The sequence below is a fragment of the Rhodanobacter humi genome, from assembly GCF_041107455.1.
Lineage (GTDB): Bacteria > Pseudomonadota > Gammaproteobacteria > Xanthomonadales > Rhodanobacteraceae > Rhodanobacter_A.
The window spans coordinates 3,927,991-3,952,787 of the sequence record NZ_JBGBPY010000001.1 but is presented as its reverse complement, the minus strand read 5'-3'; the positions used below and the strand labels follow the sequence as shown (position 1 = coordinate 3,952,787).

23 protein-coding genes are annotated in these 24,797 nt (G+C 69.3%); 10 read left to right on the top strand and 13 right to left on the bottom strand.

Translation table 11 applies throughout. The features are described 5' to 3' along the window. Nucleotides 1-3: 3 nt before the first annotated feature. Genes AB7878_RS17570 through AB7878_RS17555 form a run of 4 tightly spaced genes read right to left on the bottom strand, consistent with a single transcriptional unit; the run spans nt 4 to nt 4,277 of the window. Nucleotides 4-1,512 (bottom strand): B12-binding domain-containing radical SAM protein, encoded by a 1,509-nt coding sequence (locus tag AB7878_RS17570; protein ID WP_369495591.1) that lies wholly within the window; start codon nt 1,510-1,512, stop codon nt 4-6. Next, nucleotides 1,509-2,240, bottom strand: coding sequence for a class I SAM-dependent methyltransferase (locus tag AB7878_RS17565; RefSeq protein ID WP_369495798.1), 732 nt, complete (start codon nt 2,238-2,240; stop codon nt 1,509-1,511). The genes AB7878_RS17570 and AB7878_RS17565 overlap by 4 nt, the downstream gene beginning before the upstream one ends. A gap of 5 nt (nt 2,241-2,245) precedes the next feature. Next, nucleotides 2,246-3,469: an amidohydrolase family protein gene (locus tag AB7878_RS17560; RefSeq protein WP_369495590.1), complete on the bottom strand. Its 1,224-nt coding sequence runs from the start codon at nt 3,467-3,469 to the stop codon at nt 2,246-2,248. Between the two features lie 4 nt (nt 3,470-3,473). Further along, nucleotides 3,474-4,277 (bottom strand): class I SAM-dependent methyltransferase, encoded by an 804-nt coding sequence (locus tag AB7878_RS17555; protein WP_369495589.1) that lies wholly within the window; start codon nt 4,275-4,277, stop codon nt 3,474-3,476. Between the two features lie 387 nt (nt 4,278-4,664). On the opposite strand from AB7878_RS17555, the gene AB7878_RS17550 reads away from it, so the two are divergent. Next, entirely contained in the window at nt 4,665-5,189 is a 525-nt protein-coding gene (locus AB7878_RS17550; RefSeq protein ID WP_369495588.1) for a nuclear transport factor 2 family protein, read from the top strand. Nucleotides 5,190-5,296: 107 nt separating this feature from the next. On the opposite strand, the gene AB7878_RS17545 is transcribed toward AB7878_RS17550, so the two are convergent. From AB7878_RS17545 to AB7878_RS17505, 9 genes are read right to left on the bottom strand one after another with little or no spacing between them, the layout of a single operon-like run. Continuing rightward, nucleotides 5,297-6,133 carry a Wzz/FepE/Etk N-terminal domain-containing protein gene (locus tag AB7878_RS17545; RefSeq protein ID WP_369495587.1) on the bottom strand — a complete coding sequence of 279 codons (837 nt, stop codon included), beginning with the start codon at nt 6,131-6,133 and terminating at the stop codon, nt 5,297-5,299. After that, entirely contained in the window at nt 6,120-7,307 is a 1,188-nt protein-coding gene (locus AB7878_RS17540) for a hypothetical protein (protein WP_369495586.1), read from the bottom strand. The genes AB7878_RS17545 and AB7878_RS17540 overlap by 14 nt, the downstream gene beginning before the upstream one ends. Then, nucleotides 7,304-8,245, bottom strand: a complete 942-nt coding sequence (locus tag AB7878_RS17535; protein WP_369495585.1) for a glycosyltransferase family 2 protein — start codon at nt 8,243-8,245, stop codon at nt 7,304-7,306. The genes AB7878_RS17540 and AB7878_RS17535 overlap by 4 nt, the downstream gene beginning before the upstream one ends. Further along, entirely contained in the window at nt 8,242-9,495 is a 1,254-nt protein-coding gene (locus AB7878_RS17530) for an O-antigen translocase (RefSeq protein WP_369495584.1), read from the bottom strand. Before AB7878_RS17530 ends, AB7878_RS17535 begins: the two co-directional genes overlap by 4 nt. Further along, nucleotides 9,492-10,604, bottom strand: a complete 1,113-nt coding sequence (locus AB7878_RS17525; protein ID WP_369495797.1) for a DegT/DnrJ/EryC1/StrS family aminotransferase — start codon at nt 10,602-10,604, stop codon at nt 9,492-9,494. The genes AB7878_RS17530 and AB7878_RS17525 overlap by 4 nt, the downstream gene beginning before the upstream one ends. 14 nt (nt 10,605-10,618) lie before the next feature. Next, complete coding sequence (locus AB7878_RS17520) at nt 10,619-11,551, bottom strand: GNAT family N-acetyltransferase (protein WP_369495583.1); 933 nt, start codon at nt 11,549-11,551, stop codon at nt 10,619-10,621. After that, complete coding sequence (locus AB7878_RS17515; RefSeq protein WP_369495582.1) at nt 11,538-12,491, bottom strand: glycoside hydrolase family protein; 954 nt, start codon at nt 12,489-12,491, stop codon at nt 11,538-11,540. Before AB7878_RS17515 ends, AB7878_RS17520 begins: the two co-directional genes overlap by 14 nt. 7 nt (nt 12,492-12,498) lie before the next feature. Beyond that, entirely contained in the window at nt 12,499-13,164 is a 666-nt protein-coding gene (locus tag AB7878_RS17510) for an acetyltransferase (protein ID WP_369495581.1), read from the bottom strand. Next, a complete protein-coding gene (locus AB7878_RS17505; RefSeq protein ID WP_077484915.1) occupies nt 13,149-13,586 on the bottom strand; it encodes a sugar 3,4-ketoisomerase in 438 nt (145 codons plus the stop codon). Before AB7878_RS17505 ends, AB7878_RS17510 begins: the two co-directional genes overlap by 16 nt. Before the next feature lie 350 nt (nt 13,587-13,936). On the opposite strand from AB7878_RS17505, the gene AB7878_RS17500 reads away from it, so the two are divergent. The 9 genes from AB7878_RS17500 (at nt 13,937) to AB7878_RS17460 (ending at nt 24,796) form a co-directional block, all read left to right on the top strand. Continuing rightward, on the top strand, nt 13,937-15,073 hold the full coding sequence (locus tag AB7878_RS17500) for a DmsE family decaheme c-type cytochrome (protein ID WP_369495580.1): 1,137 nt from the start codon (nt 13,937-13,939) through the stop codon (nt 15,071-15,073). Between the two features lie 27 nt (nt 15,074-15,100). Beyond that, entirely contained in the window at nt 15,101-17,731 is a 2,631-nt protein-coding gene (locus AB7878_RS17495; protein ID WP_369495579.1) for an MtrB/PioB family outer membrane beta-barrel protein, read from the top strand. A gap of 21 nt (nt 17,732-17,752) precedes the next feature. Next, nucleotides 17,753-18,451 (top strand): c-type cytochrome, encoded by a 699-nt coding sequence (locus AB7878_RS17490; RefSeq protein WP_369495578.1) that lies wholly within the window; start codon nt 17,753-17,755, stop codon nt 18,449-18,451. 130 nt (nt 18,452-18,581) lie between these two features. Then, entirely contained in the window at nt 18,582-19,340 is a 759-nt protein-coding gene (locus AB7878_RS17485; protein WP_369495577.1) for a TorF family putative porin, read from the top strand. 47 nt (nt 19,341-19,387) lie between these two features. After that, nucleotides 19,388-19,972, top strand: a complete 585-nt coding sequence (locus AB7878_RS17480) for an RNA polymerase sigma factor (protein ID WP_369495576.1) — start codon at nt 19,388-19,390, stop codon at nt 19,970-19,972. Next, a complete protein-coding gene (locus AB7878_RS17475; RefSeq protein ID WP_369495575.1) occupies nt 19,969-20,601 on the top strand; it encodes an anti-sigma factor family protein in 633 nt (210 codons plus the stop codon). Before AB7878_RS17480 ends, AB7878_RS17475 begins: the two co-directional genes overlap by 4 nt. Next, complete coding sequence (locus AB7878_RS17470) at nt 20,598-21,896, top strand: S8 family serine peptidase (protein WP_369495574.1); 1,299 nt, start codon at nt 20,598-20,600, stop codon at nt 21,894-21,896. Before AB7878_RS17475 ends, AB7878_RS17470 begins: the two co-directional genes overlap by 4 nt. Nucleotides 21,897-21,945: 49 nt before the next feature. Then, nucleotides 21,946-22,893: a GTP cyclohydrolase FolE2 gene (gene folE2 / locus AB7878_RS17465; RefSeq protein ID WP_369495796.1), complete on the top strand. Its 948-nt coding sequence runs from the start codon at nt 21,946-21,948 to the stop codon at nt 22,891-22,893. Nucleotides 22,894-23,335: 442 nt separating this feature from the next. After that, nucleotides 23,336-24,796 (top strand): efflux transporter outer membrane subunit, encoded by a 1,461-nt coding sequence (locus AB7878_RS17460; protein WP_369495573.1) that lies wholly within the window; start codon nt 23,336-23,338, stop codon nt 24,794-24,796. The last annotated feature ends 1 nt before the right edge of the window (nt 24,797 follow it).

The window sequence follows — 24,797 nt, the reverse complement described above, 5'->3', positions numbered from 1 at the left end:
GACCTACAGGCCCGACACCTGCGGCATGCGCAGGCGCACCAGCCGGTTCGCCAGGTTCAGCTCCCACGGCCGGTCGTACCGGCGGAAGCGGTAGCGCCAGCCGGCCATCGCGCTGAGATTGCGCTTGGCCCATGGCGGCGCGCGCAAGTCCTGCACCGTGGGATAGCGGCAGCGCAGCACGGTGACGAAGTCGTTGATGCGGCGGCGCAGCCGGTCGCTGAGCCAGGGCGCATCCATGTGGCAGGCGTAATCGACCCAGCGCGGCTGGGCCCATTCGTCCGGCGTCGCGGGGAACACCACCGGTTCGCCGTCGATATCCAGCAGCGGCGCGCCCGGCCGCCTGGTGCGATCCTTCTCGTGGCGGCTGTGCTCCGGCAGCGGCGTGTAGATGTAGATGACGATCTCCGTCTGCGGGTTGATCCGCTTCATCTCGCGGATGAACTCGAAGGTGCGCTCGGTCTCCTCCTCGGTGTTCTCCGGCGGCGCGACCATGAACGACAGCTCCGGGATCACGCCATGGCGGCGGCACAGCTCGACCACCTCGAGGGTCTGGTCCGGCCGCGTGCCCTTGCGGATGTCGTGCAGCATCTGGCCGCTGGGCGACTCCGCGCCGATGTAGGCCATGCGCAGCCGGCTGCGGCGCACCAGCGCCCACGCGTGCTCCGAGAGCTTGAGCAGCGCGTCGGAGCGGGCGAAGCACCACCACGGCAGCTCGAACCGCGCCATCACCTCGAGCAGCGGCAGCATGTCCGCCTCGCGGTCGAAGAAGTTGTGGTCGAAGTACTGCACCGCATCGGCGCCCAGCTCGTGCTTGAAATACGCCAGCTCGCGTTCCAGCCGTGCCGCGGCCGGCAGCTGGGTCGCACCGCCGAACATCGCGGCCACGCCGCAGAACGTGCAGTGGTAGCGGCAGCCGATGGCCGCCTGGGTGGCGACGGTGCGCTGGCCCAGGTAGGTGCGCGCCAGGTAGCGGCGCGGATCGCCGAGCTTGTCGTAGGGCAGCAGCCCCGCGGGGTCGTGACGCATGATGGGACGCGCCGGGTTGTGCACCACCGTGCCGGCGCGCTTCCACGACAGGCCGGCGATATGGCCCAGCTCGGGCTCGTCATCGACGATCGCGGCGACCAGCTCGGGCAGGGTCCTCTCGCCTTGCGCGCGGATCGCGTAGTCCACATACGGTGCGGCCAGCGTGGCATCCGTGTGCAGGGTCGGAAAATAGCCGCCCCAGATGATCGGCACCAGCGGAAAACGCGCACGTATCGCCCTGGACACCGCGATCGCCGTGGCTACCTGCGGGCCGCCCATCACGCCCACGCCGACGGCGTCGAAGCGCTCATGCTCCATCGCGCGCAGGCTGTCGTTGACGAAGTCGCGGTCCACGTTGCCGTCGATGATGCGGCTGCTGCCGTTGCGGTCCAGCGCCGCCGCCAGCTGCAGCAGGCCGAGCGGGAAGCGCGCGCTGGACCGCGAGGTGACGGTCGGGTTGATCAGCAAGGTGCGTGGAGCGGTCATGGGCAGGCCTGCATGCAAGCGGAATCGGAACCGGGTGCGCGCCGCAAGCGGAACACCAGCGCGACGGGAACCTCCAGCGCCCGGGGGTCGAAGTGCGCGCCGGCGGGGATGTCGGCGGGGTCAAGCATGGGTTCCAGCACCTGTTCGATGTGCAGCCCGAGCGCGGCGCAGGCGGCATGCCAATCGCCGTACAGGTGCTGCGTGTGCCGCACGGCGTAGCGGCTGCCCGCGGACTTGAAATCGCGCCGCCAGCCCAGCGCATGCCCGATCGGATGCACGTCGCTGCACAGCAGGATGCCGCCGGGCCGGGTCACCCGGCGCAGCTCGGCCAGCGCCTGCTCCAAGTCATCGAGGTGTCCGACGACCAGACCGCAGATCGTCAGGTCCGCCTGGGCATCCGGCACCGGCAAGGCCACCAAGTCACCTTGCAGCAGCGTGACCGGCGCGTCGGCGCGCAAGCTGCCCAGCTCCGCGGCAGCGCGTTCCAGCATGGGCGGCGACAGGTCCACGCCGGTCGCGCGCATCGCGCCGCGCCGCAGCGCGTGCAACAGGTAGCGCCCGCTGCCGCAGCCGGCATCGAGCACAGCCTGTCCGCGCAGCGAAGCCGGCATCAACGCGAGCATCGCGCGCTCCTCGGCGCACATCACCGGATTGTGGGCGTGCGCCGGATACTCCGCTGCCCACAGCGCGTAGGCCTCGGCCGGTTCGAGCAGCGGCGGGTGCGTCATCATCGTCATCGCGCTTCCACGGCACGCTCGCGCTCGGGCGCGTTGCGTGCGGCGACGAGTTCGAGCCCAGGCTCGAGCGCAAGCAGGTCCGGCTCGGCCAGCGGCGCGGCCAGCAACTTCGGCCGGCCGTCCAGCATCGCGGGCACGGTGTCCACGCCGGCGACCGCGAACCATTCGGCGAAATCGGGATCGGCGATGCACGGCACGCCGTCGCGCACCACCGCGCGGATGTCGCTGCGATCGAGGTCGACCAGGCTGCGCGCCGCGCCGCCGCGGTCCTCGACGATCACCAGGTCCGCCCGTGCGCCCGGCGCGAGGTTGCCGCGCCCCGGCAGGCGCAGGATGCGCGCCGCCGCGGTCGTGGCCAACGCCAGGATCTGCGCGGGCGCGAGCTCGCCGCGGGCAGCGATGTCGTGCATTTCTTCGAGCAGGTCGCGCGCGCCGCTGAGCCGCGAGTCGCTGCCCAGCGCCAGCCGCCCGGCCGCGCACAGCCGCCGCGGATCGAGCGTGCGCCCGAGCAGCCTGCGGTTGCTGGTCGGGCACCACACCATCGCGGCGCCGCTGGCGAGCACGCGGTCGATGTCGCGCTCGCGCAGACCCACGCCATGCACCAGCACGCTGTTCGCCGCCAGGCAGCCGAGCCGGTCCAGCTGCGCCAGCTCCGCCTGCGCGACCGCATCCGTGCCCTCGGCCAGATGGATCATCCAAGGCCGCCCCATGGGCGTGGCGGCGAAGCTCGCCGGCACCGGCGGCCCGTAGCCGGGCCAGCCCAGCGCGTAGCTCCAGCCGTAGTCGCGCAGCAGCGCCACCGGGAAATCCAGCGCGTCTAGCGCCGGGTGCCAGGGGTCGTGGTGCGCCACGCAGGTGACGCCGGCGAGCAGGTTCTTCAGCGCACCGTGACGCAGCCGCAGCGCCTTCGGCAGGCGCAGCGCGGCGGCCACGGCGGGCTCGGCGAAGTGCGCCTGGAACGCCGCGATCCACGCGTAGCTGTTCGCGAACGGCGCGTCCGCTGGCAGCGGCGGCACCGCGTTGACGTGCAGGTGCTCGTGCGCGTTGATCAGGCCGGGGAAGATCAGGTGATCGCGCAGGTCGATGCGCCATGCCCGCGCGGCCAGCGAGGCGCCGATACGCGCAGCCCGGATCGGCAGCGGCGCGTGCGAGATGCCAGCCGGCGCGACCGTGATCGCACGGCACAGACTGATGTCCAGCGCGGCTTGCAGGAAGCTCATCGTGTCAGCGCCTGCGCATCACGATCAGGAAGTGATCGCCCATGTCGCGCAGCAGCGGCAGCGCGCCGAGGCGATCGTCGAGCCAGCCCAGGCATGCGTTGCGGCGACGATGGCGGCGGTAGTAGTCCACCAGGTAGGGCGGCGGCAGGAACAGGCCGAGCGCGCGGTAGCCCGCCAGTGCGAACTCTCCGGCGAAGGCGCGATGGAACTCGCGCGGCAGGTAGTAGCTGGTCCAGATCGTGTGGCGGTTCATGCCCACCGCGGTGACGCCACGCGCGGCGCGCACGCCGGCCCGCCGGAAGCGGCCGCGCAGCACGTAATGCACCAGCTCCCACGGGCAGATCCGGCCGATCACCGAGAACACCAGCCGGCCGCCGGGCCGCAGCAGGCGCGCGCATTCGGCCGCGACCGCGTGCAGGTCCGGTGCGCAGTTCAGCGGGCCGAAGTTCGAGTAGATGCCGTCGAACGCGTCGTCGAGCCGGTCGAGCTGCTGGATGCCGAGGTGCGCGGTGTCGACACGGGCCTCCATGCCCGCGGCGGCGGCACGCACCTGGGTGCGCGCGACCATCTGCGGCGACCAGTCGGTGGCGACGACCTGGTAGCCGCGCTGCGCGAATTCGATCGCGTCGAGGCCGGTGCCGCAGCCCAGGTCGAGCAGGCGTCCGCCACCGGGAAGTTCGCGGCACACGGTGTCCCACAGGGTCGCGCGCATGCGCTGGATCAGCTCGTTGTTGCCGCGGGGGCCGTCGTAGTCGGCTGCCACGCTGTCGAAGGCGCGCTGCGTGTCGAGCAGTTGCGCCTCGCTCAAGGACGCAGCCGATCGAGACCGGCGAACGTCGTGGCCGGGTTCGACCGGGCACCCTGTTTCAAGCCCGTGTTGTCCACTCATGTCGAGTCGGTCCCTGTTGCACCCAAGCACAGCTCGTTGATCGCCACCACGGTCCAGGACAGTCGCCGACCGGCGGTGCCCGTCGCAGTCAATGTGTCTCGACCCGCTCGATAGGTGCTGCCATGAGCGGATTTGGTTGAGTGGCTGCGGAAATTTCGGGGCATGTGCCCGTCCTGCAGCGGAAGGCTGCGCCCGGCCGAGGGTCATCGAAACGGAATCGGCTGCCTCACCACCCTTCATGCCGGCGCAACCATTGATCGACGGGATGGCACGCACGTCTTGCGCGCGGCGACGGGAGTCGGATCGATGAGCCAGCTGGATCGACGAGGGTTCCTGCAAAGGCTCGGGGCCAGCCTCGCGCTGGCGCCATTCGCCGGAATGGCCATGACGCAGCGCAGGCCGCCCAACGCCGGCTTCGTGCCGGAGCAGCAAGACCCGGCATCGGCCAAGCCGGATTCCCAGGCCATTGCCATTGCCCATGCCCATATCGAGGCTTGGAGCAACCACGACTTTGCATCAGCGCGGAAAAGCCTTGCGGCCGACATCCACTTCACCGCAACAAGCATGCAACCCGCCGTGACGCCAACCGATCTCGTCGGCATCGACAACTACATGACAGGCCTGGTCCGGTTCGCGCAGGCCGTCGTACCGGCCAGTGCCCGGGTGATCGCGAGCATCGGCGATGAGCGCAACGCACTCGTCATGGTGACGGTCAAGGCGTTTCTCGGTCTCGGCACACCGAAGACGCTTCCGATGGCGCGCCTCTATCTGCTCGATGGACAGGGCAAGATCAAGGGCGAGCAAGTCATCTTCTACGTCGACCGGAGCTGAGTATTGCCCGGGCTCGCTCGCACCATGTGATGTTCGGCACGGCAGGCCATCGGCTCTCCCGTGATCGGGTGATTCCGCCCTGCTCTCTCGGCGCAGCCGTGCCACCTCTACGCAGATCGCCGTGCGGTGCTGCGCGCAACGCTTGCTGACACACCCAGGAAGATCCCCAGCAGCAGGCCGATGCCCCAGGTCAGCATGGGATTCGGAAAGGCTTGTCCCTCCGGTACATAGATCGGCCACACCGTCGAGGTTTCGTAGGTGTAGGTGGGTCCGAGGCGTTCGACGAGATCGTTCTTCGCCTGCCGCAGGCCACGGATCTCGTCTTCCTTGTTGGCCAGCAGCAGACTCGCGAGCATCGGATTGGCGACGTCCTTGCCGCCCGCCTCGCCCTTGTTTCCCGACGCGGCCGCCTGGCGATACCGGGCCTGGTCGGCCAGCGCGGTCTGCAGCTCGGCATCGATCTGGGCGAGGCGCGCGCGTGCCGCCGCCAGCGGCGCCTCCTCGAGACCTTGGTGGACCAGACGCAACTGGGCGACCGTCGCCGCGGCCAGCTCGCTGGCCTGCTGCCGTGAATACGCCCGCACGGTCAACTTGACCAGCGAGCCCGCGTAGAGCATCGGTTCCAGCTTCAGGCTCTTGCGGTAAAGCCCGGCCACGGACGAAGTCGGCGCATAGCCGGCGCTCTGCAAGACCTCGTTCTGGAATGGCACCAGCTGCAAGCGCTCGGTCACGCGCTGCAAGGGTTCGACCTTCGGATCCTGGCCGGCCGGCACCTGCCCGACCTGCGCGATCTGGATCCAGGCCGTCGCCTCCCACTGGCGCTTCGCCAGATGCGCGAACGCGTAAGTGCAGGCCAGGGTCAGCGCCAGCACGAGCACGAACCACTTCCACTCGCGCACAAAGACCCGCCACAGGTCGACCAGATAGATTTCATCGTGTTCCATGGTTCCGTACCCGCTGGAGAGAAAGTGAAGACACGGCCTGCGCGGCCATCGCGGCGCCCCCTGCCCTTCGGTTCGGCAGCCAGGCCGCGAACAGCTGCAGGAAAAGACAGACGCCGATGAAGCCGGCGTTCGTCCACGTGAAGGCCTGCGGCGCGAACGGCGACATCGCGCACACATAGGACATGCGCAGGAAAATCAGCAGCGAGAACAGCGGCACCGTGGGGCGCAGCCGCTGCACGCTCCACAGCAGCATCGCGTACAGCGCGAACACCGAAGCCACCGCGCCCCAGGGGCCCAGCGCCAGCAGGAACGGAAAGAACTCCGTGCCCACGTTGATGTTCGGCGCATCCAGCGGGATGCCCGTGCCGGCCGTCGCGATGGAGCCGTGCAGGGGCACGATCTGGTTGATCAGGAAGTCCGCGTTGACGTAGTGCTTGGCCAGCATCGCGCTGAAGTTGTAGGGGCCCGCGCTGCCGTACAGCAGCAGCCACTTGATGCCTTGCGGCGCGGCGCGGTACATCGCGCCGAACGGCAGCGTGACGTACTGCAGCGTGCCGGAGCGCACGATGCCGAGGATAGCGAACACGCTGACGCCCGCCAGCGCGAGCGCGCCGACGGCCTTCCATGGCAGCGGCCGTGCCTCGTCCCGCCGCAGCAGGATCAGCAGCGCGAACGAGAACACCGCGGCGAACAGCCGGTTGCGGTCGATCACCAGCACCGGGAACACGAAGCCGACGACGATCAGCAGGTAGCGCAACCAGCGGCGCCGAGCGCAGAGCAGCCCGATCGGCGGCAGCACCCAGCACATGTCGGAGACGTGCCGGATGTGCTCCCGGCCGCCCGTCATCACGGCATAGGCCGACGGCTTGTCGAACAGCGGGATCGGGAACAGCGTGAGATCGAGCAGGCAGAACAGCAGGATCAGGCCGGCGAAGGCCAGTGCGACGAACGCATCGCGGGTGCCGGTGTAGTCGCGTGCGCGGAAGTGCGCGGTGTCCGGGATCCGCACGCCCACCTGCACGTCGAGCAGCACGATCGCCGCCGCGGTCACCACCAGCAGGAGCAGGCCTTCGAGGTAGTCGGGCGGCAGCTCGTAGGTGAACCAGGTCAGCCCGCAGGCGAGCAGGATCGGCAGCCCCAGCCAGGTGGAGGGCAGTCGCAGCAGCCGCTTCATGTCCCCTCCGCATGCGGTCCCGCGGGCGGCAGCCTGGCCCTGGCGGCCAGCGCGAGATACGCCGCGAGGTGACGCAGCAGCGGCCACGGCCGCCGTTCCAGGAACGAGATCTTGGCGTCGATGTAATGCGACTGCGCCCGCAGCAGGGTCCGGTATGGTTCCTCGAACAGGCCGGTCCGGAGCATCGCCACGTGCCGCGACTCGGCCAGGTTCGCGATGCGGGCCCCGGTGTGCCGCGTCCGGCTCGCGTTCGCGTCGTGCAGGCGGTAGGCGCAGACGTGGACGTCGATGAAACCGAGCACGCCACGGGCCGCCAGGCGCAGGAACAGGTCCCAGTCCTCGATGCGCAGGCCCTCGCTCCAGCGGTCGGCGGTGTCCAGTGCGCACCTGCGGATCAGGGCGACCGGCCCGCCGATGGCCCACTGCCGGATCACCGCGCGACGGATGCCGTCGTCGGTGCGGTAAAGGCTCTTGTCGGCGCCGTGCAGGTCGCACATGCCGCTGTCGTGCAGCTTGTGCCCGTCGCGGTCCACGACCACCGAGTCGCCGATCACCACCACCTTGCGCGGATGCGCCAGCAGGTAGTCGACCTGCGCGGCGAGACCGCCGGGCAGCAGGTAGTCGTCGCTGGCGCCCGGCCGCAGGAACTCGCCGTTCGCGCGCGCCGCCAGCTCGTTCAAGGTCGCGGCAATGCCGCGATGCTCGCGCTGCACGTACTCGATGGGAATGTCCATGCAATGCGTGGCCACCCAGTCGGCGATGCGCGCGCCGGTGCGATCGGTCGAGCCGTCGTCGATGACGATGAGTTCCTTCGCCGGATAGGGATCTTCCAGCACGCTGTCCAGGCAGCGCAGCACGTAACGCTCGTGGTTGAACGCGGGGATCAGCACCGAGACCAGCGGCGTCGCCATGTCCTGCACTGCGTCGTGGGCCGTCATTGCACCCTCTCCAGGTAGCGCCGCACGACCAGCACGTTGAAGGCAAGGTAGCCGAGGTAGTTGACCGCGAAGGCGTACATCGCGCCGACCAGGCCGAAGCGCGCGGTGAACAGGTAGACCAGCGCCAGGTAGCTGACCGCGAACGCGCACTCGGAGAGCACGAACAGCCGCGTCATCGCCTTGGCCAGCATCACGTAGGACAGCACGAAGGCGGCGATCTTGACCACGTCGCCCAGCAGCTGCGGTCCGTACAGCGCGTTGGCGGGCGCGAAGTCCGCACTGAACAGCAGGCGCGTCACCCAGCCGCGCAGCAGGTACACCGCCGCCGCCAGCACCACCACCGCGGGCAGGAGATGGCGATACGCCTGGCGCAACTCGTGCACCAGCGCGCCGTGTTCGCTGATCGAGGCCAGCTTCGGCAGGTAGTAGATGTTGATGGCCGTGGTGAGGAACAGCAGATAGGCGTCCGACACCTTGCTCACCGCCTGCCAGTAGCCGACCTGCTCCCAGCCGAGCTGCTGCGCGAGATGGTCGCGCACCGCGATGTTCACCAGCGGCGAAACCAGCGCGGAGGTGAGCGTCATCACCGAGAAGGCGGCCAGCCGCAGCGTCATCTCGCGGTCGAAGCGCAGCCGCAGCATGCTGCGCCGGAAGTACGGGCTGCGCCACCACGCCGGCAGGCCGACCACCAGCCACAGCAGCTGGCCCAGCACCAGGGCCAGCAGCGCGCCGTACAGGTGCAGCCAGCGCGCCAGCCAGACTGCCACCACGGTGCCGAGCATCGAGCCCAGCACCTGGATCAGCGCCAGCCGGCGCACGTCCATGAAGCCGTTGATCACGGCCAGGATGTAGTTGACCAGCGCGATGCCGAGCTGGGCCACGGCGAGCAGGCGGATCAGGCCCGCGTAGGCGACATCGTCCAGCAGCCACAGCGCCAGTTGCCGGCTGAACAGCAAGGCCACGCAACCCATCAGAATCGAGGCGCACAACGCATACCAGAGCGCGGCAGCCAGCAGGCGCGCCAGGCGCTGCGGGTCGTCCCGGTACTCGGCGACGTACTTCACGATGCCGGCGCTGATGCCGCCGCCGGCCAGCACGGCCAGCAACGACATCAGGCTCATGAACTGGCCCAGCTTGCCCACGCCCGCGGGCCCGGCCAGCCACGCCACCAGCTTGATCACCACCAGCGCCGCCAGCAGCCGCGCCGCGGTGGCGATCGAGGAGTAGAAGCCGGCGCGCACGATGTTCATGGCGGACACTCGAACGCGTTGCAGGCCGCGATCACGCGCGCCACCGCGTCCTCGCCGAGGCTTGGCCCCAGCGGCAGGCTCAGCACCTCCTCGTGCAGACGTTCGGTGAGCGGCAGCCATGCCTCGCGCAGCTCGGCATACGCCGGCTGGCGATGTGGCGGCACCGGGTAATGCACCTGGCTCTGCACGCCCTGCGCCTGCAGGTGCCGCTGCAGTGCGTCGCGGCGATGACAGCGCACCACGAACAGGTGCCAGGCGTGCTGCTCTTCATGCGCCACGTCCGGCAACGCGATTTGCGGCTGGCGGATGCCGTCGCGATAACGGCGCGCCACGCGGCGACGAAGCGCGACGTCCTCGTCGAGATGGCGCAGCTTCACCCGCAGCAGCGCGGCCTGGATCTCGTCCAGTCGCGAATTGACGCCCTGGAACAGGTGGTGGTACTTCGTGTCGGAGCCGTAGTTGCGCAGCGCCGCGACACGCTCCGCCAGCCGCGCGTCGCCGGTCACGACGGCGCCGCCGTCGCCCAAGGCGCCGAGGTTCTTGGCCGGGTAGAAGCTGAAGGCGGCCGCGTCGCCGAACGCGCCAGCCTTGCGCCCGTCGCGCGTCGCGCCGTGCGCCTGCGCGGCGTCCTCGATCAGCAGCAAGCCGTGCCGCCTGGCCAGCGCGACCAGCGCCGGCATGTCGGCCAGCTGGCCGTACAGGTGCACGGCCATGATCGCGCGCGTGCGCGGTCCGATCGCCGCCGCCACGCAGGCCGGGTCGAGGTTGAAGCTCACCGGGTCGGGCTCCACCGGCACCGGCACCAGCCGGTTCGCGCTGACGGCGAGGAAGCTGGCGATGAAGGTGTTGCCGGGCACGATCACCTCGTCGCCCTCGGCCAGCGCACCCAGCCCCAGGTAGCCGCGCAGGATCAGCGCCAGCGCATCGAGCCCGCTGCCCACGCCCAGCGCATGGCGCACGCCGCACCAGGTCGCGAACTCGCGCTCGAACGCAGCCAGTTCCTCGCCGAGCACGTAGTGCCCCGAATCGATCACGCGCGCGGCCGCCGCCTTCAACTCGTCGGCGTAGCGTGCATGGACGTCCCTGAGGTCGAGGAACGGCACTTCCAGCAGCCGGGTGTCCATCACAGCGTCCACTCGTAGAAGTCGTGCACGATGGCGCGCGCGCCGAAGCGTTCCTTCTGTGCCACCAGGCCGCCGTTGAGCACCCTGCCCTCGTCTTCGGTCGAGACGCCGAAGCTGAAGTAGCTGCGGTTCGCGTAGACGCCGCCGATCAACTCCGCCAGCAGCAGGCTGAGCGCGTTCAGGCGTCGCCCCTCCTCCGAAGCGGCCAGGTACTGGGTGTGCACGGTCCGGCCGAAGTCGTAGACGAGCGCCCCTGCCAGCAAGGCGCCCTCGCGGCGCGCCTCGTGCAGCACGATGTGCCGCGGGAAGCGCGCCTGCAGCAGGCGCAGTTCGGCGAGGCTGTGGGTCGGCCGGGTGTCGTGCTTGTGCAGCACCGTGGTCAGCAGCGCGTGAAAGTCCGCCGGATCGGTGCCGGTCCGGAGGTCGATGCCGGACCTGCGCGCCTTGTTCACTTCACGCTGGCGCTCCTGCGTGAAGTGGAACGTCTCGCGCAGCGCGATGACCGAGGAGAGATCGCGACGCCGCAGCCGCGCACCCAGCCGATGCAGCGCATACAGATCCTCTTCGGCCGGGCAGGCGTGGAAGATGTGCGGCACCGCCTTGTAGATCACCCGCTCCACGCCCAGCGCGCGGTAGTGGTCGGCGATCTGCCCGAACACGGCCAGCGTCGACTCGGCACGCAGGGCGTGCGTGCTGATCAGCCCGGCGTAGGTGAGACCGCCGTGGCTGGTCACCAGCTTGTCCTGGATGTTCGCGGGAAACACCGCCACCGCCTCGCCGTGCTTCTCGACGATCAGCGATTGGTCGACGAAGCGGTCGGCGTGGTAATCCATGTAGCCGCGCCGGTGCAGCAGGTTGCCGTTGCGGGAGCGCTCGACCAGCGCATCCCAAGTGTTTGCGTCGGTCGCGGCATAGGGCCTAACCGCGAACATGCGCGCCACCGTCGAAATGGATCGCGTCGGCCTCGGCCACGCCGAAGCCGTCCACGCCCATGTCGTTGCCGTTGTAGAACATCAGCAGCTTGTCGCGCTGGCGGATCAGCGCGGGATAGCACAGCGTGCGCGAATCCCAGCCGTCGGCGGACAGCGCGATGCCCAGCATCTCGTCGTGGCGTTCCCAGGCGATACCGTCGTCGCTCGTGGCGACACCGGGGAAGTATTCGCCGGTGACATTGCCCCGCGTGAAGAGCATGACGTAGCGGCCGCCGAAGCGGTATACGCGCGGCCGGCCGATGCGGTATTCGCTGCCCTGCGGACGCAGGCAGATCTGGTCCTCGCGCGGGATCGCCGCGAGATCGCCCGTTGCGGCATGACGGATGTGGTAGCGCGGAAACGACCGGCCGCCGATCGTCTCCCAGTCGTCGCCTACCGCGTACCACAGCCGCCAGCGGCCGTCTTCGTACATGGCCGAATGCACCGCGGCTATGGTGCTGCGGCCGGGCGCGCGATCCAGGATCGGGGTTTCCTGCACGCGCCGGAAGCTGTTGCCGCCGTCGCGGGAAACGGCCAGGCCGCTGAAGGCCAGGAACTTGGCCCTGGCTACGCGCTGGAAGCCGACATAGAACAGGTGCAGGCCGCCCGGCGCGTCCACCACGTCACCCAGGATCATGCCGTTGTCGTCGAAACAGCCGGCCCGGCCAATGTCGAGCACCGGTTCGGCGCTGACCCGCACGACTGTCGCGGGATCGTCCGCCCGCACGTCGACGTAGCCGATGCGACTGACACCGTCGGCGTCGCGGAATCCCGCGTAGACGCGGATGAGCTCGTCGTCGAGGCGATACGGCGTCGGCGTGAGCGCCGAGTGGCGCATCCAGCCGCCCACGCCTTGCCGCGCGGTGTCGAAGACCAGCCCTTGCTTGGTCCATGCGCACATGCGCTCGTCAAAGCCTCACGTCGAAACTCGTGCGGTCGGGCACCGCATGCGCCGGCGAGCCGACGTAGACCCGCCCCGGTTCCGTGTCGCGGGTGACCAGCGCGCCGGCGCCGATCACGTTGTCGGGGGCGACTTTCACGTGATCGTTGAAAGTGGTGTTCACGCCGACGAAGCTGCTCTCGCCGATCTCGCAGTAACCGGAGATGACCGCATGCGAGGCGACGAACACGTGGTCGTGCACCACCGTGCGATGCCCCACGTGGTTGCCGCTCCACAGCACGCAGTTGTTGCCGATGCGCACGAACGGCTGGATGACGTTGGCTTCGAAGATGAAGCTGTTCTCGCCCACCTCGGCGTTGCGCCACACGAAGGCACGCGAGCTGACGTAGCTGGCGAGCCGGTAGCCGCGGCGCTTCGCGTCGCGGTAGAGGCGCGTGCGCAGACGGTTGAGCTGGCTGGCCGGCACCGCGACGAACACGTCGAACTCCGCCGGCGGATGGCTCGCCTCCAGGGTCTCGTACGCCACTACCGGACGGCCGGCCAGCCGGGTCTGCGCGAGGTACTCGCGCTCGACGCTGAAGGCGGCCACGTCGCGGTCGCTGTCGTGTTCGAAGTATTCACAGGCGATCTGCGCGAACTCGCCTGCGCCGACGAGGACTAGAGGCCTTGGCATGCCGCCATGCCCTCCTGGTACACGGGGCCGCGCACCTCGCGCAGGAAGGTGGCGTAGTCGGTGATGTAGTCGGCCGGGTCGTATACATGGTCGGCCAGCACCATCAGCACGCAGTCCTCGCTGAAGTCGTACAGCTCGCGCCACACCATGCTGCCGAGGTGCAGGCCGTACGAGGGATCGTCAAGCACCACCCGCACCGGTCCGCTGCCGTCGTCCAGCAGGAAGGTGACCGAGCCGCGTACCGCCACCGCCAGTTGATTGAGATGGCGATGCGCATGCATGCCGCGGTGCACGCCGCCATGGGTGGCGTACAGGTAATACACGCGCCGGATCACGAAGGGCACGTTCCGATCCTGCTCCAGGGCGATCAGCATGCCGCGATCGTCGCCATGTTCCTGCAACCGGATGCGTTCGATTTCCATGTACCGGACCAGCCCCTGAGTTCATGGATGTGACCCACGACACCTGAGTGTCGTCCGGCTGGCGAAAGGTTGTGCTGCGATCGGGAGGTGCCAGGCGCGTGCCTCGCAACCAAACGATGCACCGAGTCACCCGGGATTTCCGGGCTTGCCGGTTGCCGGATGCCGGATGCAACCTTTCATCGCCCAGCCGGCACTCCGTCTCACAGGGCTCACTGATGCATCACGCGCAGATGCATCACGCGCATGAGCCTCGCTTCGGCATGAAGCAAGTCTTTGGGGACATGCATGGGATCGACTGGATGACGACAACGCGCAAAGACATCCCGGGCCTAGCGCGGGGACGACGAGCCATGCGCCTGACGGCGCTGTCGCTGTGGGCGTTGCTGGCCGCGACCGTCGGCCTCGGCAACGCGCTGCTGTGGTCGTCCGTCGCGCAGGCGCAGCAGCGCGACGACACGAACACCGGCCAGTCCGCCACGCACCAGCCATCCAGCCGCCTGACCGAGAGCGACATCGCGCGCATGCTGCCGGCCACCGACATGGGCGCCGGCGCGGCGATGCGCCACGGCGCTCGCGTGGACGCGTCCGACGACGGCCCCGCCACGCCGTTCGATGCGGCGTCGATCCCGCGGAATCCGCTGGCGCCCGACGCGGACGCGATCGGCGCGAAGAGCTGCGCCGCCTGCCATGCGCTGGAGAGCATGCAGGCCGCGCACAGCCTGCACGTGGCCTCGTTCCGCGCCGGCGGCGCCAGCAGCGGACCGCAGGCCGCGTGCGAAGCCTGCCACGGCCCCGGCTCGGAGCATGCGAAGAACCCCGCGGCGCCGGGCCTGATCATCGCCTACACGCGCGACGCGAAAACCCCGGTCGACGTGCAGACGCGCACCTGCCTGAGCTGCCACGTCGGCGGCGCGCGCCAGCACTGGATCGGCTCGGTGCACCAGGAACGCGGACTGTCGTGCACCGACTGCCACAACCCGATGACGCGGCTGTCCGCCGAAGGCGTGCTGGCGAACGAGTCGATCAACCAGGTGTGCGCAACCTGCCACCAGGACATCCGCGCCCAGTTCAACCGCCGCTCGCACATGCCGCTGCCGGAGGGGCAGATGTCCTGCGTGGACTGCCACAACCCGCACGGCAGCATCACCCAGCCGCTGCTGAAGACCGATACCGTCAACGAGACCTGCACGACCTGCCACGCCGAGAAGCGCGGGCCGTTCCTGTTCGAGCACGCGCCGGTGGCCGAGAACTGCCTCAACTGCCACACCCCGCACGGCTCGAACCAGGAAAACCTGCTGGCCCTGCCGGTGCCGATGCTGTGCCAGCAGTGCCACACGAACGACGACCACGTCAACGATCTGCTGACGCGCCAGAGCCTGCGCAGCGGGCTGGTGCCGGACGAGCGCGTGATGGAGCGCGCCTGCCTGAGCTGCCACAGCAACATCCACGGTTCGAACAACCCCAACGGTGCCAAGTTCCACCAGTGACCCGCCATCCGGCGAAGGCGGAGAGCGATGCTGAAGCACAAACCCCTGACTGCGCTGCTCGGACTGGCACTCGGCGTCGCAGGCCCCGCGCCGGTGCTGGCGCAGAGCGACACCAGCGACAGCCAGCGCGTGGGCAACACCCAGTTCGGCAACAGCCTCGATCCCACCGGCTGGGCGATGTTCGACGCGCCGGACCCGGCCGGCATGTCCTGGCTGCATGCCGGCCAGCTGCGCACGCCGACCGGCGTGCTCTACCCCTGGCCCCGCCAGATACCCGACGAGACCAGGCTGGGCAGTGGCGACTGGACGTACGAGTTGCTGGCCGAACTCGGCTACCTCCATGTCAGCGGCGATCGCAACGACGAGTTCTTCCGGATGTATTCCGGCTGGAAGAACGGTGCCGCGCTGGGCATGCTCGCGTTCTCCGCGCTGAACCACCGGACCGGCCAGTACGTCGAGTTCCGCGGCAGCCGGATCAGCAGCCAGGACCAGTACTACCGCCTGCGCGGCGGCCGCTACGGCGACTATCGCGTCGAGGCGTTCTACCGGGACATCCCGCACACCCTGAGCACGACGGCGTATCCGCTGTGGAACGGCGCGGGCTCCACCGATCTGACCCTGCCCGACGGCCTCGCCACCGGCAGCACGCCGGCCCAGGTGCAGGCCGTGGAGGCGAACCGGCCACGCCGGACCTTGTCGGTGACGCGCCAGAGCACGGGTGTCAGCTGGGAGGGCACGCTGACCCGCCACTGGATCGGCTACGCCGGCGTGACCAACGAGAACCGCACGGGCGACCGCGACTGGGGCGGCCCGATGTACCTCACCTACTTCTTCGTGGCCCCGGGGCCGGGCGGTGCGGGCACGCCGAGTGTGCCGGGCACGTTCGGCGGGCAATACGAAACGGTGCGCCCGGTCGACTTCACCACCACCGACGTCAACCTGGGCCTGCGCAACCAGGGCGGCGCCTCGGGCTGGTTGTTCAACCTCGGCATGACCGGCTCGTTCTTCCGCGACCACAAGCGCACGCTGGACTATGCCGTGCCGTTTGCCGTGGCGCCGGGCTACGCCTCGGTGATCACCGGCGGCACCTGGTCGCTGGAGCCGAACAACGATTACTACCACGTGCGCCTGGAAGCTACGCATCCGCTGAAGCTCTGGCGCGGCGAGTTCTCCGTCTCGGCTTCCTACGGCAGCATGCGGCAGAACGATGCACTGCAGGCCCCGCTCAACCCGCTGTATTGCCCGAGCGGGCAGTACCTCGGCACCACCGGCATCGCCTGCGCGGACTGGAACACCACGGCCGCGCTGTCGCGCCAGAACGGCGATGCGCGCATCGATACCGGCCTGCTCGACCTGCGCGTGGATTTTCGGCCCACCGCAAAGCTCAGCTGGCACCTCGACCTGCGCCAGCGCAGCGAAAACAACATGACGCGCTACACCATGGTCAACCCGTTGACCGGACAGTACGGCTACGTTCCCGAGAACGGCGCCGAGCCGCTCGTCACCGGCGGGACCGAACTGTTCCAGCCCGGCAGCCCGCTGTACCAGTCCAACTTCGCACAGATCGCCAACATCCCCTTCAGCACCAACGACCGCAAGGCGGAACTGGGTGGCAGCTACCGGATCGACCGGGACAACACGCTGAGCGCGAGCTACCTGCTCGACCACCAGACGCCGCGCCCGCGCGAACGCAGCTACATCGACGACCAGCACCTCAAGCTGGGCTGGGATACCAGGGCCCTCGGCAACGCGACCCTGCGTTTCAGCTACGAATACGAGAAGCGCACGGGCGGCCGCTACAACCCCGATCCGTACCTCGCCGCGTACTCGCCGTCCATGCCCGGCTATGTGCTGCCTGCGGTGAGCTACACCGCGTTCACCGTCGCGCAGATGTACAAATACGACATGAGCAACCTCGCGGCGAGCAAGCTCAAGGCGATCCTGGCCATGCCGCTGGGCACCACCGCCACCCTCAGCGCCACGCTGTATGGCAACCGGCATCACTACGGCGCGGACATCGGGCGGCAATCCGTCGGCACGACCGGCGCCGATCTGTCCTGGGATTGGGAGCCGAGCGCGGCGACCTCGATGAGCGCCTATGCGGGCATGGCATCGAGCCGGCTCAAGCAGGGCAACGTCAACGACAACGAGGCGCTGACCTTTTCCTCGCCGCAACAGGCCGACATGCAATTCGGCGGCCCGTTCTACCCGTATGCCAATTTCTGGACGGCGACGGACAACGAGCGCAACGTCGACGCCGGCGCGCATTTCAGGCACGCCTTCTCGCCGCGCGTCAGGCTCGACCTAGCCTACGACTACACCTGGTCGCGCGGTCTCGACAGCTACAGCTATGCCAGTCTGGCGGCGATCTCCACGGTATACCGATCCATCCTGACCGCGGCGGATGTCGGCGACCGCTTCCCTGCCAACGTCTACCGCATGCAGACGCTCACGGGCCGCCTGAACCTGGCGCTGAACCGGAAACTGGGTCTGGTCCTGTACGGGAAATACGAATTCGGCAACTACGCCGACTGGCACTACGCCGGTTTCGGCACGCCTGCCGAGCTGATCGTCGGCAACCGCGTCTTCACCGAGCTGGGGCCGCAGCCGCATTGGCATGTCCTGCTGGTGGGCGCCTTCGTGACCGTGAAGCTCTGAGGGAACGCCGCGATGCCTTCCATGCCTCGTCTGCTTCATCTGGTGGCGCTCGCCATCCTGTGGGCGCCCGCGTTTTCGACGGTCGCGGCCGATGGCGCGGCGGCGCGCAAGCCTGCGACGTGGGTCGACCTGCGCCGGCAGCCGCCGATCACCGGCGATGCCCGGGCCGGCCAGGCACGATCGACTGTCTGCGCGGCCTGCCACGGGCCGCAGGGCCTGGCCATCGCGCCGAACTTTCCGGACCTGGCCGGGCAGTCGGCGACCTATCTCTACGTGCAACTGAAAACCTTCAAGCACGGCCAGCGCAGCGACCCGGTCATGAGCGGCCAGGCCGCCACGCTGAGCGACGCGGACATGCGCAACCTGGCCGTCCATTACGCCTCGCTCCCGGCCAGGCCGGCCGGCCGCGCCGATGCCGCCTCCCGCGGTGGGCGGCTCTTTCTCGACGGCGATCCGGCCCGCGGCGTACCTCCCTGCCAGGCTTGCCACGGCCCCTCCGGGCGCGGGCCACGGGTGTATCCCGGCGATGCGCCACAACCGCCGTGGGCGACCTTCCCGCGCCTGCACGGCCTGTCCGCGATCTACGTGACCAAGGCACTGCACGATTTCAGGAGCGGTGCGCGCCGCGGCACCAGCAACGCGCAGATCATGCACGGCGTGGCACAGACACTCGACGATGCGGACATCCAGGCGCTGTCGAGCTACATCGCGACGCAATGACCCGACGCCTGTCCTCCAGCACACGGTCGGGCTGGCGCTTTCCCGAGGGACAACAGGCGTCGCCCGCAGCGACGCCACCGCCCCGGATTCGCGCTAGGCTCCGCACACTTGGGAACCATCCAGGCGGCCCATGAATCGATCCGCATTCGGCTTGGCATCGCTGGCGCTGGGCGCCTGCCTTCCGTGGGGATTGCATGCCCAGTCGGCAGGCTTCCACGGCGCCGTGGCGCTCAGTTCGCAACTGGTCGACCGCGGCCAGGCGATCACCGCCGCTACGCCGATCCTGCAGGGAGCCGCCTCCTGGACCTCGCCGACCGGCTGGTCGCTGGGCCTGTCGGCCGGCACCGAGTTGCGCGCGCCGCACCATCTTGCCGAAACCTCCGCCCAGGCCTCACGTTCCTGGTCGCTGTCCGATGCCTGGCAGATGCAGGCAGACCTGCTGTATTACCGCTACTCCGGTTCGACCCGCATGCGCACCTTCGACCGGGCCGAGGCAGGCGTCCACTGGATGTACCGCGACGTCCTGACCTTCGGCCTGTCGGCCGTGCGCGCGCTGGGCGCAAGTGACCACCGGGTGCGGGGCGCGGCCGATCTCGATTTCCACTGGCCGCTGCCATGGCATTCCTATCTTTCCGCCGGGGTGGGCATCGCCCAGCCCCCCGCCGCGACCTACCGCAGCTACGAGTACGCAGGCCCTTGGCGCGTGTACGGGCACGAATACGGGCAGGCCCTCCCGAGCTCCTACCGCTACGGGCACGCGGGCCTGATCTGGGCCATGGGGAACTGGCGCATGGAACTCGAGCGCATCGTGACCGCCCCGCGCATGCGCCGGCAGCGGGGCGCCCCGGGCGCCGCGCCGTGGGTTGCGACGGTTTCCTGGTCTTTTTGATCCGGGGGCAACCTTTTCGCGTCCGAACGGCACCAAACTGACAACCCATGAACGAAGCCGACACCGACGCCGAGGTCATCGACCGCCTGCTGCTCCAGCGCATGGCGACGGGCGACCGCGCCGCGCTGGCGACGTTGTATCGCAGTTACCACGGCCGGCTGTGCCGCTTCCTGTCCCGCCTCACCCGACGCAGCGACGTCATCGAAGAGGTCGTCAATGATTGCTTCTGGATCGCCTGGCAGAAGGCGGGCGAGTTCCGCGGCGACTCGCGCGTTTCCACCTGGATCATGGGCATCGCCTACCGCTGCGGCCTCAAGGCATTGCGGCAGCACGGCGACGAACCCGTCGAATACGAGATGTCGACGGACGAGCGCCTCATGTCCAGCGATCCGGACGAAGACCGCGAATTGCGCGACTGGCTGGGCAAGGGACTCGAACACCTGTCGGCGGATCAGCGCGTGGTGATCGAGCTGGTCTACGGCGTGGGGCATTCGCTGGACGATGTCGCGGCCATCATGCAGTGCCCCCTGGGCACGGTGAAGGCGCGGCTGTTCTATGCCCGGGTCAAGCTGCGCAACGTGCTGCCCGGCCTGGCCGGCAACCCGGCCGCCCGCAAGGAGGGTGCGTCATGAGGCCCACGGAGAACCCCGGCATGGATTGCCCGCACGCCTGGGAATTGATGCCCTGGGTGCTGCAGGACAGCGCCGCGAAGGAACAGGCGGCCTGGCTGGAGAATCACCTGGCGGGCTGCGCATCGTGTCGCGCCGAGTTTGCGCAGCAGAGCCGCCTGCGGCTCGCGCTGTCGCTGCCGCCGGAGCGACCGCTCGACGCGGAGGTCGGGTTGCAGCGCCTGCTGGCCCGGCTCGATACCTCCAATCCCCGGCAAGCTCCCCGCCAGCCACGATCGCGCGTCTGGCTGGTGCGGGCGCTGGCCGCCGCCGTGGTCGCCCAGGCGGTCGGCCTCGGCGTGCTGGGCGTCAAGCTGGCCGCCGTCGAGAATCCGGCGTACCGCACGCTCAGCGAGACGCCATCGCCGGTGCCGCCCGACGCGATCCGCGTGGTGCCCGACGCGGGCATGACGCTGGCGGACTGGAACGCCTTGTTGCATGCCCTGCACCTGCAGGTGGTGCACGGCCCCAACAGTGTCGGGGCCTACACCGTGGTGCCGACGGACGCCGCGGCGACGGCCGTGCAGATCCTGCCGAAGCTCCGCACCGCCCGCGGCATCCGCCTGGCCGAACCCATCAGCGCCACGCCATGAGCGGCCGTGCGCTCGTCCTCTTCGCGCTGGCCATCGCCCTGGGCTTGCCGGCGCAGCGGGCGGTGGCCAGCGATGGACACTCCGGCAGCGGAAGCGCTGCGACCACGACGGCAGTGTCGATGGATGCGCACCGCGACATCGTGCTGGCAGTCGCCAACGAGCAGGAGCCGCCCTCGACGCGCGCGGGCTCCAGCCTACTGGGCTACACCCCGCCGGCGCGCTACGGTGCCGGGCAGCGCGCGCTGTCCGTCATGGATACGCTGAAACGGCACTATGGCCTGCGCGAGATCGCGGGCTGGCCGATCAAACCACTGGGCCTGTATTGCGCCGTGTTCGAGCCTCCGCCCGGCACGACCCGGGACGACCTGCTCAAGACGCTTGCCGCGGATGCGCGCGTGCGGCTCGCGCAGCCGCTGCAGGATTTCACCGTTTACGCGCAGCAGGACGCGCCCGCGCCCCGCTACAACGACCCCTACGTGGATCTCCAGCGCGGCTTCGTCGAAACCGCTGCCGCCCGCGCCCACGCGCTCAGCCAGGGCAAGGGGGTGGACATCGCGATCGTCGACACCGGCGTGGACCAGCGCCATCCCGAACTGCAGGGACGCATCCGCGACGTGCACAACCTGGTGGACGACGACAGCCACGCATTCGACGCCGACCCTCACGGCACCGAAGTGGCCGGCATCGTCGCCGCCGACGGCAACAACCGCCAGGGCATCGTCGGCATCGCCCCCGAGGCAACGCTCAGCATCTACAAGGCCTGCTGGTATCCGCCGGCGGCGGGCGCTGGCGCGCGCTGCAACTCCTTCACCCTGGCCAAGGCGCTGGCGGCGATCCTCGATACCCGGGTGCGCATCGTCAATCTGAGCCTCGGCGGCCCGGCCGATCCGTTGCTGCGCATGTTGCTGGCGCAGCTGCTCGACCAGGGTCGCATCGTGGTGGCGGCCATGCCACCGGACGGCAAACCCGACGGCTTCCCCAACGACGTGCCGGGCGTCATCGTGGTGCGCGTCGCCGACGCCGCGATGGCTCCGCCCGGCGTACTGAGCGCACCGGGGACGGACATCCTCACCACCCAGCCCGGCGACGGCTATGACTTCACCACCGGCTCGTCCATGGCCGCCGCGCACGTGAGCGGCATCGTCGCCTTGCTGCTCGCGCTCGCCCCGGAACTCGACGCGCACAGGGTCCGTGCCCTGCTGCTGGACAGCAGCAAGGTGTCCGACGGTTTGCTGCAGGTGAACGCCGCTGCGGCGGTGGAGCAGTTGCGTGGCACGCGGCGAAACACACCCTGAGGCCGACAGCCGGCACGACTCCGCGGCCACGGGCGAGCGCGCGAGCCCGCTGCCCGACGTCGCCACCCATGCCCATTTGCATCCGGGTGGCGTCCTGGACTGGGTGGGCATGGACGGCATCGAGATGCCGGTGCACTTCGACGCCGGCAACGGCGACGTGCAGCGCGCCAGCGCCAAGGTCGGCGCCTTCGTCGATCTCGGGCAGCCCGATCGGCGCGGCATCCACATGTCGCGCCTGTACCTGCTGGCGGACGAATACCTGGCCGCACGACCGCTGGATGCGCCGCTGCTCGAATCCCTGCTGCGCGCCTTCCTCGTCTCGCAGCAAGGCCTGGCCCGGCGTGCCCGCGTGAGCCTGCGCTTCGACCTGCTCGTGCGCCGCGCCGCACTGCGCAGCGGCCATGCGGGCTGGCGCGCCTACCCGGTGTTCATCGACGCCCGTCTGGACAGCGACGGCTTCCGCCTGGAGCTGGGCACGGAAGTGACGTACTCCTCCACCTGCCCCGCTTCGGCGGCACTGTCGCGCCAGCTGATACAGCAGCAGTTCGCGCGCGATTTCGACGCGGCCGCACCGCTGGAGCATGCGGCCGTGCTGGCGTGGCTGGGCAGCGAGCGCGGCATCGTCGCCACCCCGCACGCGCAGCGCAGCGTGGCGCGGCTCGCCGTGCGCTTCGTCGATGGCGCGCCACTGAAGCTGATCGCCCTGATCGACCGCGTCGAACAGGCGCTGGGCACGCCGGTGCAGACGGCGGTGAAACGCGAGGACGAGCAGGCCTTCGCGCGCGCCAACGGCGCCAATCCGATGTTCTGCGAGGATGCTGCGCGCCGCATCCAGCACGCGCTGGATGACGACGACACCATTGCGGACTTCCACGTCCGTCTCGAGCATCGGGAAAGCCTGCATCCGCACGACGCCGTGGCGCAGGCAAGCAAATCGATGCCCGGGAAAGCCCGGCGTGACCGGCGCTCCGCCATCGAGTTGGCCGACCATGTTTGAGCAGGCAGCGAACCCTGCACGCTGATGCGGCCGTGGTCAGGCGCATGGCGCGCGAGCGTCTTGCAGCGCAAGCCAGACGCCGCATGGGAGATTCACCACGGCGGACCAGCGCCGCGCGCTGACCGGCTCGAATCACCGCTCGCAAGCCACGACGCGCTGCTGCAATTGCCCACCCGCATTGACTGGTTGGCGCCTTCGCTGGCTGGATCGGCGTCGGGGAGCGGAGAGTCTCCTGATGCGGCCGCGATCGTGGAGAGCGCTGCGTACCGGCCGTTGCCGCAAGAAAATACAGCGTTGCCGATGGCAATGTTATAACGTACTTTCACCCGTCATGTAGCGCGGAATACCCGCTGTCGGGACAGCGCGCAGCAACGAGTACGGGCTCCGCATGGTTTCCATTCCGTCTGTCCAGACATCCGCGTCGCGCGCCTTGCGATGGGCCATGCCCATGGCCGCAGCGATGCTGCTCGCGGCCTGCGCAGTGGGACCGAACTTCAAGGCGCCGGCGCCGCCGGCCGTCAACAGCTACACGCCCCAGCCCGTGGTGACGACGGTCGCCACGCCGGCGGTGGCGGGTGGCGCGGCCCAGCACCTCGCATCGGGCGCGGACATCCCCGGCGACTGGTGGACGCTGTTCCATTCCGCACCGTTGAATGCGTTGATCGAGCAGGCGCTGGCGCACAACCACGATCTGAAGGCGGCGCAGGCGGCGTTGCGCGTGGCGCACGAGGACATGCTGGCGCAGCGCGGCGCGTTCCTGCCCAGCGTGTCGGCGAACTTCTCGGCCAGCCACCAGCGCCAGTCGACCTTGCTCGCGCCGGTGCCGAACTATCCGGTGGTGCCGAGCGAGTTCCAGTACAACCTGTACACGCCGCAGCTCTCGATTTCCTACACGCCGGACGTGTTCGGCGCGAACCGGCGCGCGTCGGAGTCGCTCAAGGCGCAGGAGCAGGCCGCGCGCTTCCAGATGATCGCGACCTGGAACACGCTGGCGTCCAACGTGGCGGTGGCGGCGATCCAGTTGGCCGCACTGCAAGCGCAGGTCGACACCACGCGGCAGTCGATTGCCGCGGGCGAGAAGATGCTGGGCATCCTGCGCTACCAATATGCGAAGGGCTACGCGAGCCGGGTCGATCTCGCCGCGCAGGAGTCACAACTGGCGCAGACCCGCGCCACGCTGCCGCCGCTGGAAAAGCAGTTGGCACAGCAGCGCGACCTGCTGGCGGTGCTGACCGGGCGCTTCCCGTCGCAGGCGCCGGACGAGCATTTCACGCTGGACAGCCTGCAGCTGCCCGGGGAGTTGCCGCTCAGCCTGCCCTCCAGACTGGTGGAGCAGCGGCCGGACGTGCGCCAGGCGCAAGCGAACCTGCACGCGGCCAGTGCGGAGATCGGTGTCGCCACCGCCGCGCGGCTGCCGAACCTCACGCTCACCGCCGACACCGGCAGCACGGCGCTGGAGTTCTCGAAGCTGTTCACCGGCGGCACCGGTTTCTGGGACGTGGCGGCCGGCATCACCGCGCCGATCTTCGAGGGCGGCACCCTGCTCCACCAGCAGCGTGCGGCGAAGGCGGCCTATGTCGAGGCGTCCGAACAATATCGCAGCACCGTGCTGACCGCGTTCCAGAACGTCGCCGACACGCTGGTTGCGCTGGACCAGGATGCCAAGGCGCTGCAGGCCGCGGCGAACGCGGAGCAGGCCGCGCAGCTGACGCTGGATCTCACCGAACGCCAGCTCAAGGACGGCTATGCCAGCCAGCTGCAATGGCTGACCGCCGAACAGACCTGGCAACAGGCGCGGATCACCCTCGTGCAGGCCCAGGCCAACCGATTCGCCGACACCGCCGCGCTGTACCAGGCGCTGGGCGGCGGCTGGTGGCACCACTCCGAACTGAGCAAGCAGTGAC

Excerpts from the sequence above, each read along its gene's own strand:
- AB7878_RS17570 (WP_369495591.1), bottom strand. The coding sequence starts at position 1,512 with ATGACCGCTCCACGCACCTTGCTGATCAACCCGACCGTCACCTCGCGG.
- AB7878_RS17565 (WP_369495798.1), bottom strand. The coding sequence starts at position 2,240 with ATGACGCACCCGCCGCTGCTCGAACCGGCCGAGGCCTACGCGCTGTGG.
- AB7878_RS17560 (WP_369495590.1), bottom strand. The coding sequence starts at position 3,469 with ATGAGCTTCCTGCAAGCCGCGCTGGACATCAGTCTGTGCCGTGCGATC.
- AB7878_RS17550 (WP_369495588.1), top strand. The coding sequence starts at position 4,665 with ATGAGCCAGCTGGATCGACGAGGGTTCCTGCAAAGGCTCGGGGCCAGC.
- AB7878_RS17545 (WP_369495587.1), bottom strand. The coding sequence starts at position 6,133 with ATGGAACACGATGAAATCTATCTGGTCGACCTGTGGCGGGTCTTTGTG.
- AB7878_RS17540 (WP_369495586.1), bottom strand. The coding sequence starts at position 7,307 with ATGAAGCGGCTGCTGCGACTGCCCTCCACCTGGCTGGGGCTGCCGATC.
- AB7878_RS17535 (WP_369495585.1), bottom strand. The coding sequence starts at position 8,245 with ATGACGGCCCACGACGCAGTGCAGGACATGGCGACGCCGCTGGTCTCG.
- AB7878_RS17530 (WP_369495584.1), bottom strand. The coding sequence starts at position 9,495 with ATGAACATCGTGCGCGCCGGCTTCTACTCCTCGATCGCCACCGCGGCG.
- AB7878_RS17520 (WP_369495583.1), bottom strand. The coding sequence starts at position 11,551 with ATGTTCGCGGTTAGGCCCTATGCCGCGACCGACGCAAACACTTGGGAT.
- AB7878_RS17515 (WP_369495582.1), bottom strand. The coding sequence starts at position 12,491 with ATGTGCGCATGGACCAAGCAAGGGCTGGTCTTCGACACCGCGCGGCAA.
- AB7878_RS17510 (WP_369495581.1), bottom strand. The coding sequence starts at position 13,164 with ATGCCAAGGCCTCTAGTCCTCGTCGGCGCAGGCGAGTTCGCGCAGATC.
- AB7878_RS17505 (WP_077484915.1), bottom strand. The coding sequence starts at position 13,586 with ATGGAAATCGAACGCATCCGGTTGCAGGAACATGGCGACGATCGCGGC.
- AB7878_RS17500 (WP_369495580.1), top strand. The coding sequence starts at position 13,937 with ATGCGCCTGACGGCGCTGTCGCTGTGGGCGTTGCTGGCCGCGACCGTC.
- AB7878_RS17495 (WP_369495579.1), top strand. The coding sequence starts at position 15,101 with ATGCTGAAGCACAAACCCCTGACTGCGCTGCTCGGACTGGCACTCGGC.
- AB7878_RS17490 (WP_369495578.1), top strand. The coding sequence starts at position 17,753 with ATGCCTCGTCTGCTTCATCTGGTGGCGCTCGCCATCCTGTGGGCGCCC.
- AB7878_RS17485 (WP_369495577.1), top strand. The coding sequence starts at position 18,582 with ATGAATCGATCCGCATTCGGCTTGGCATCGCTGGCGCTGGGCGCCTGC.
- AB7878_RS17480 (WP_369495576.1), top strand. The coding sequence starts at position 19,388 with ATGAACGAAGCCGACACCGACGCCGAGGTCATCGACCGCCTGCTGCTC.
- AB7878_RS17475 (WP_369495575.1), top strand. The coding sequence starts at position 19,969 with ATGAGGCCCACGGAGAACCCCGGCATGGATTGCCCGCACGCCTGGGAA.
- AB7878_RS17470 (WP_369495574.1), top strand. The coding sequence starts at position 20,598 with ATGAGCGGCCGTGCGCTCGTCCTCTTCGCGCTGGCCATCGCCCTGGGC.
- AB7878_RS17460 (WP_369495573.1), top strand. The coding sequence starts at position 23,336 with ATGCCCATGGCCGCAGCGATGCTGCTCGCGGCCTGCGCAGTGGGACCG.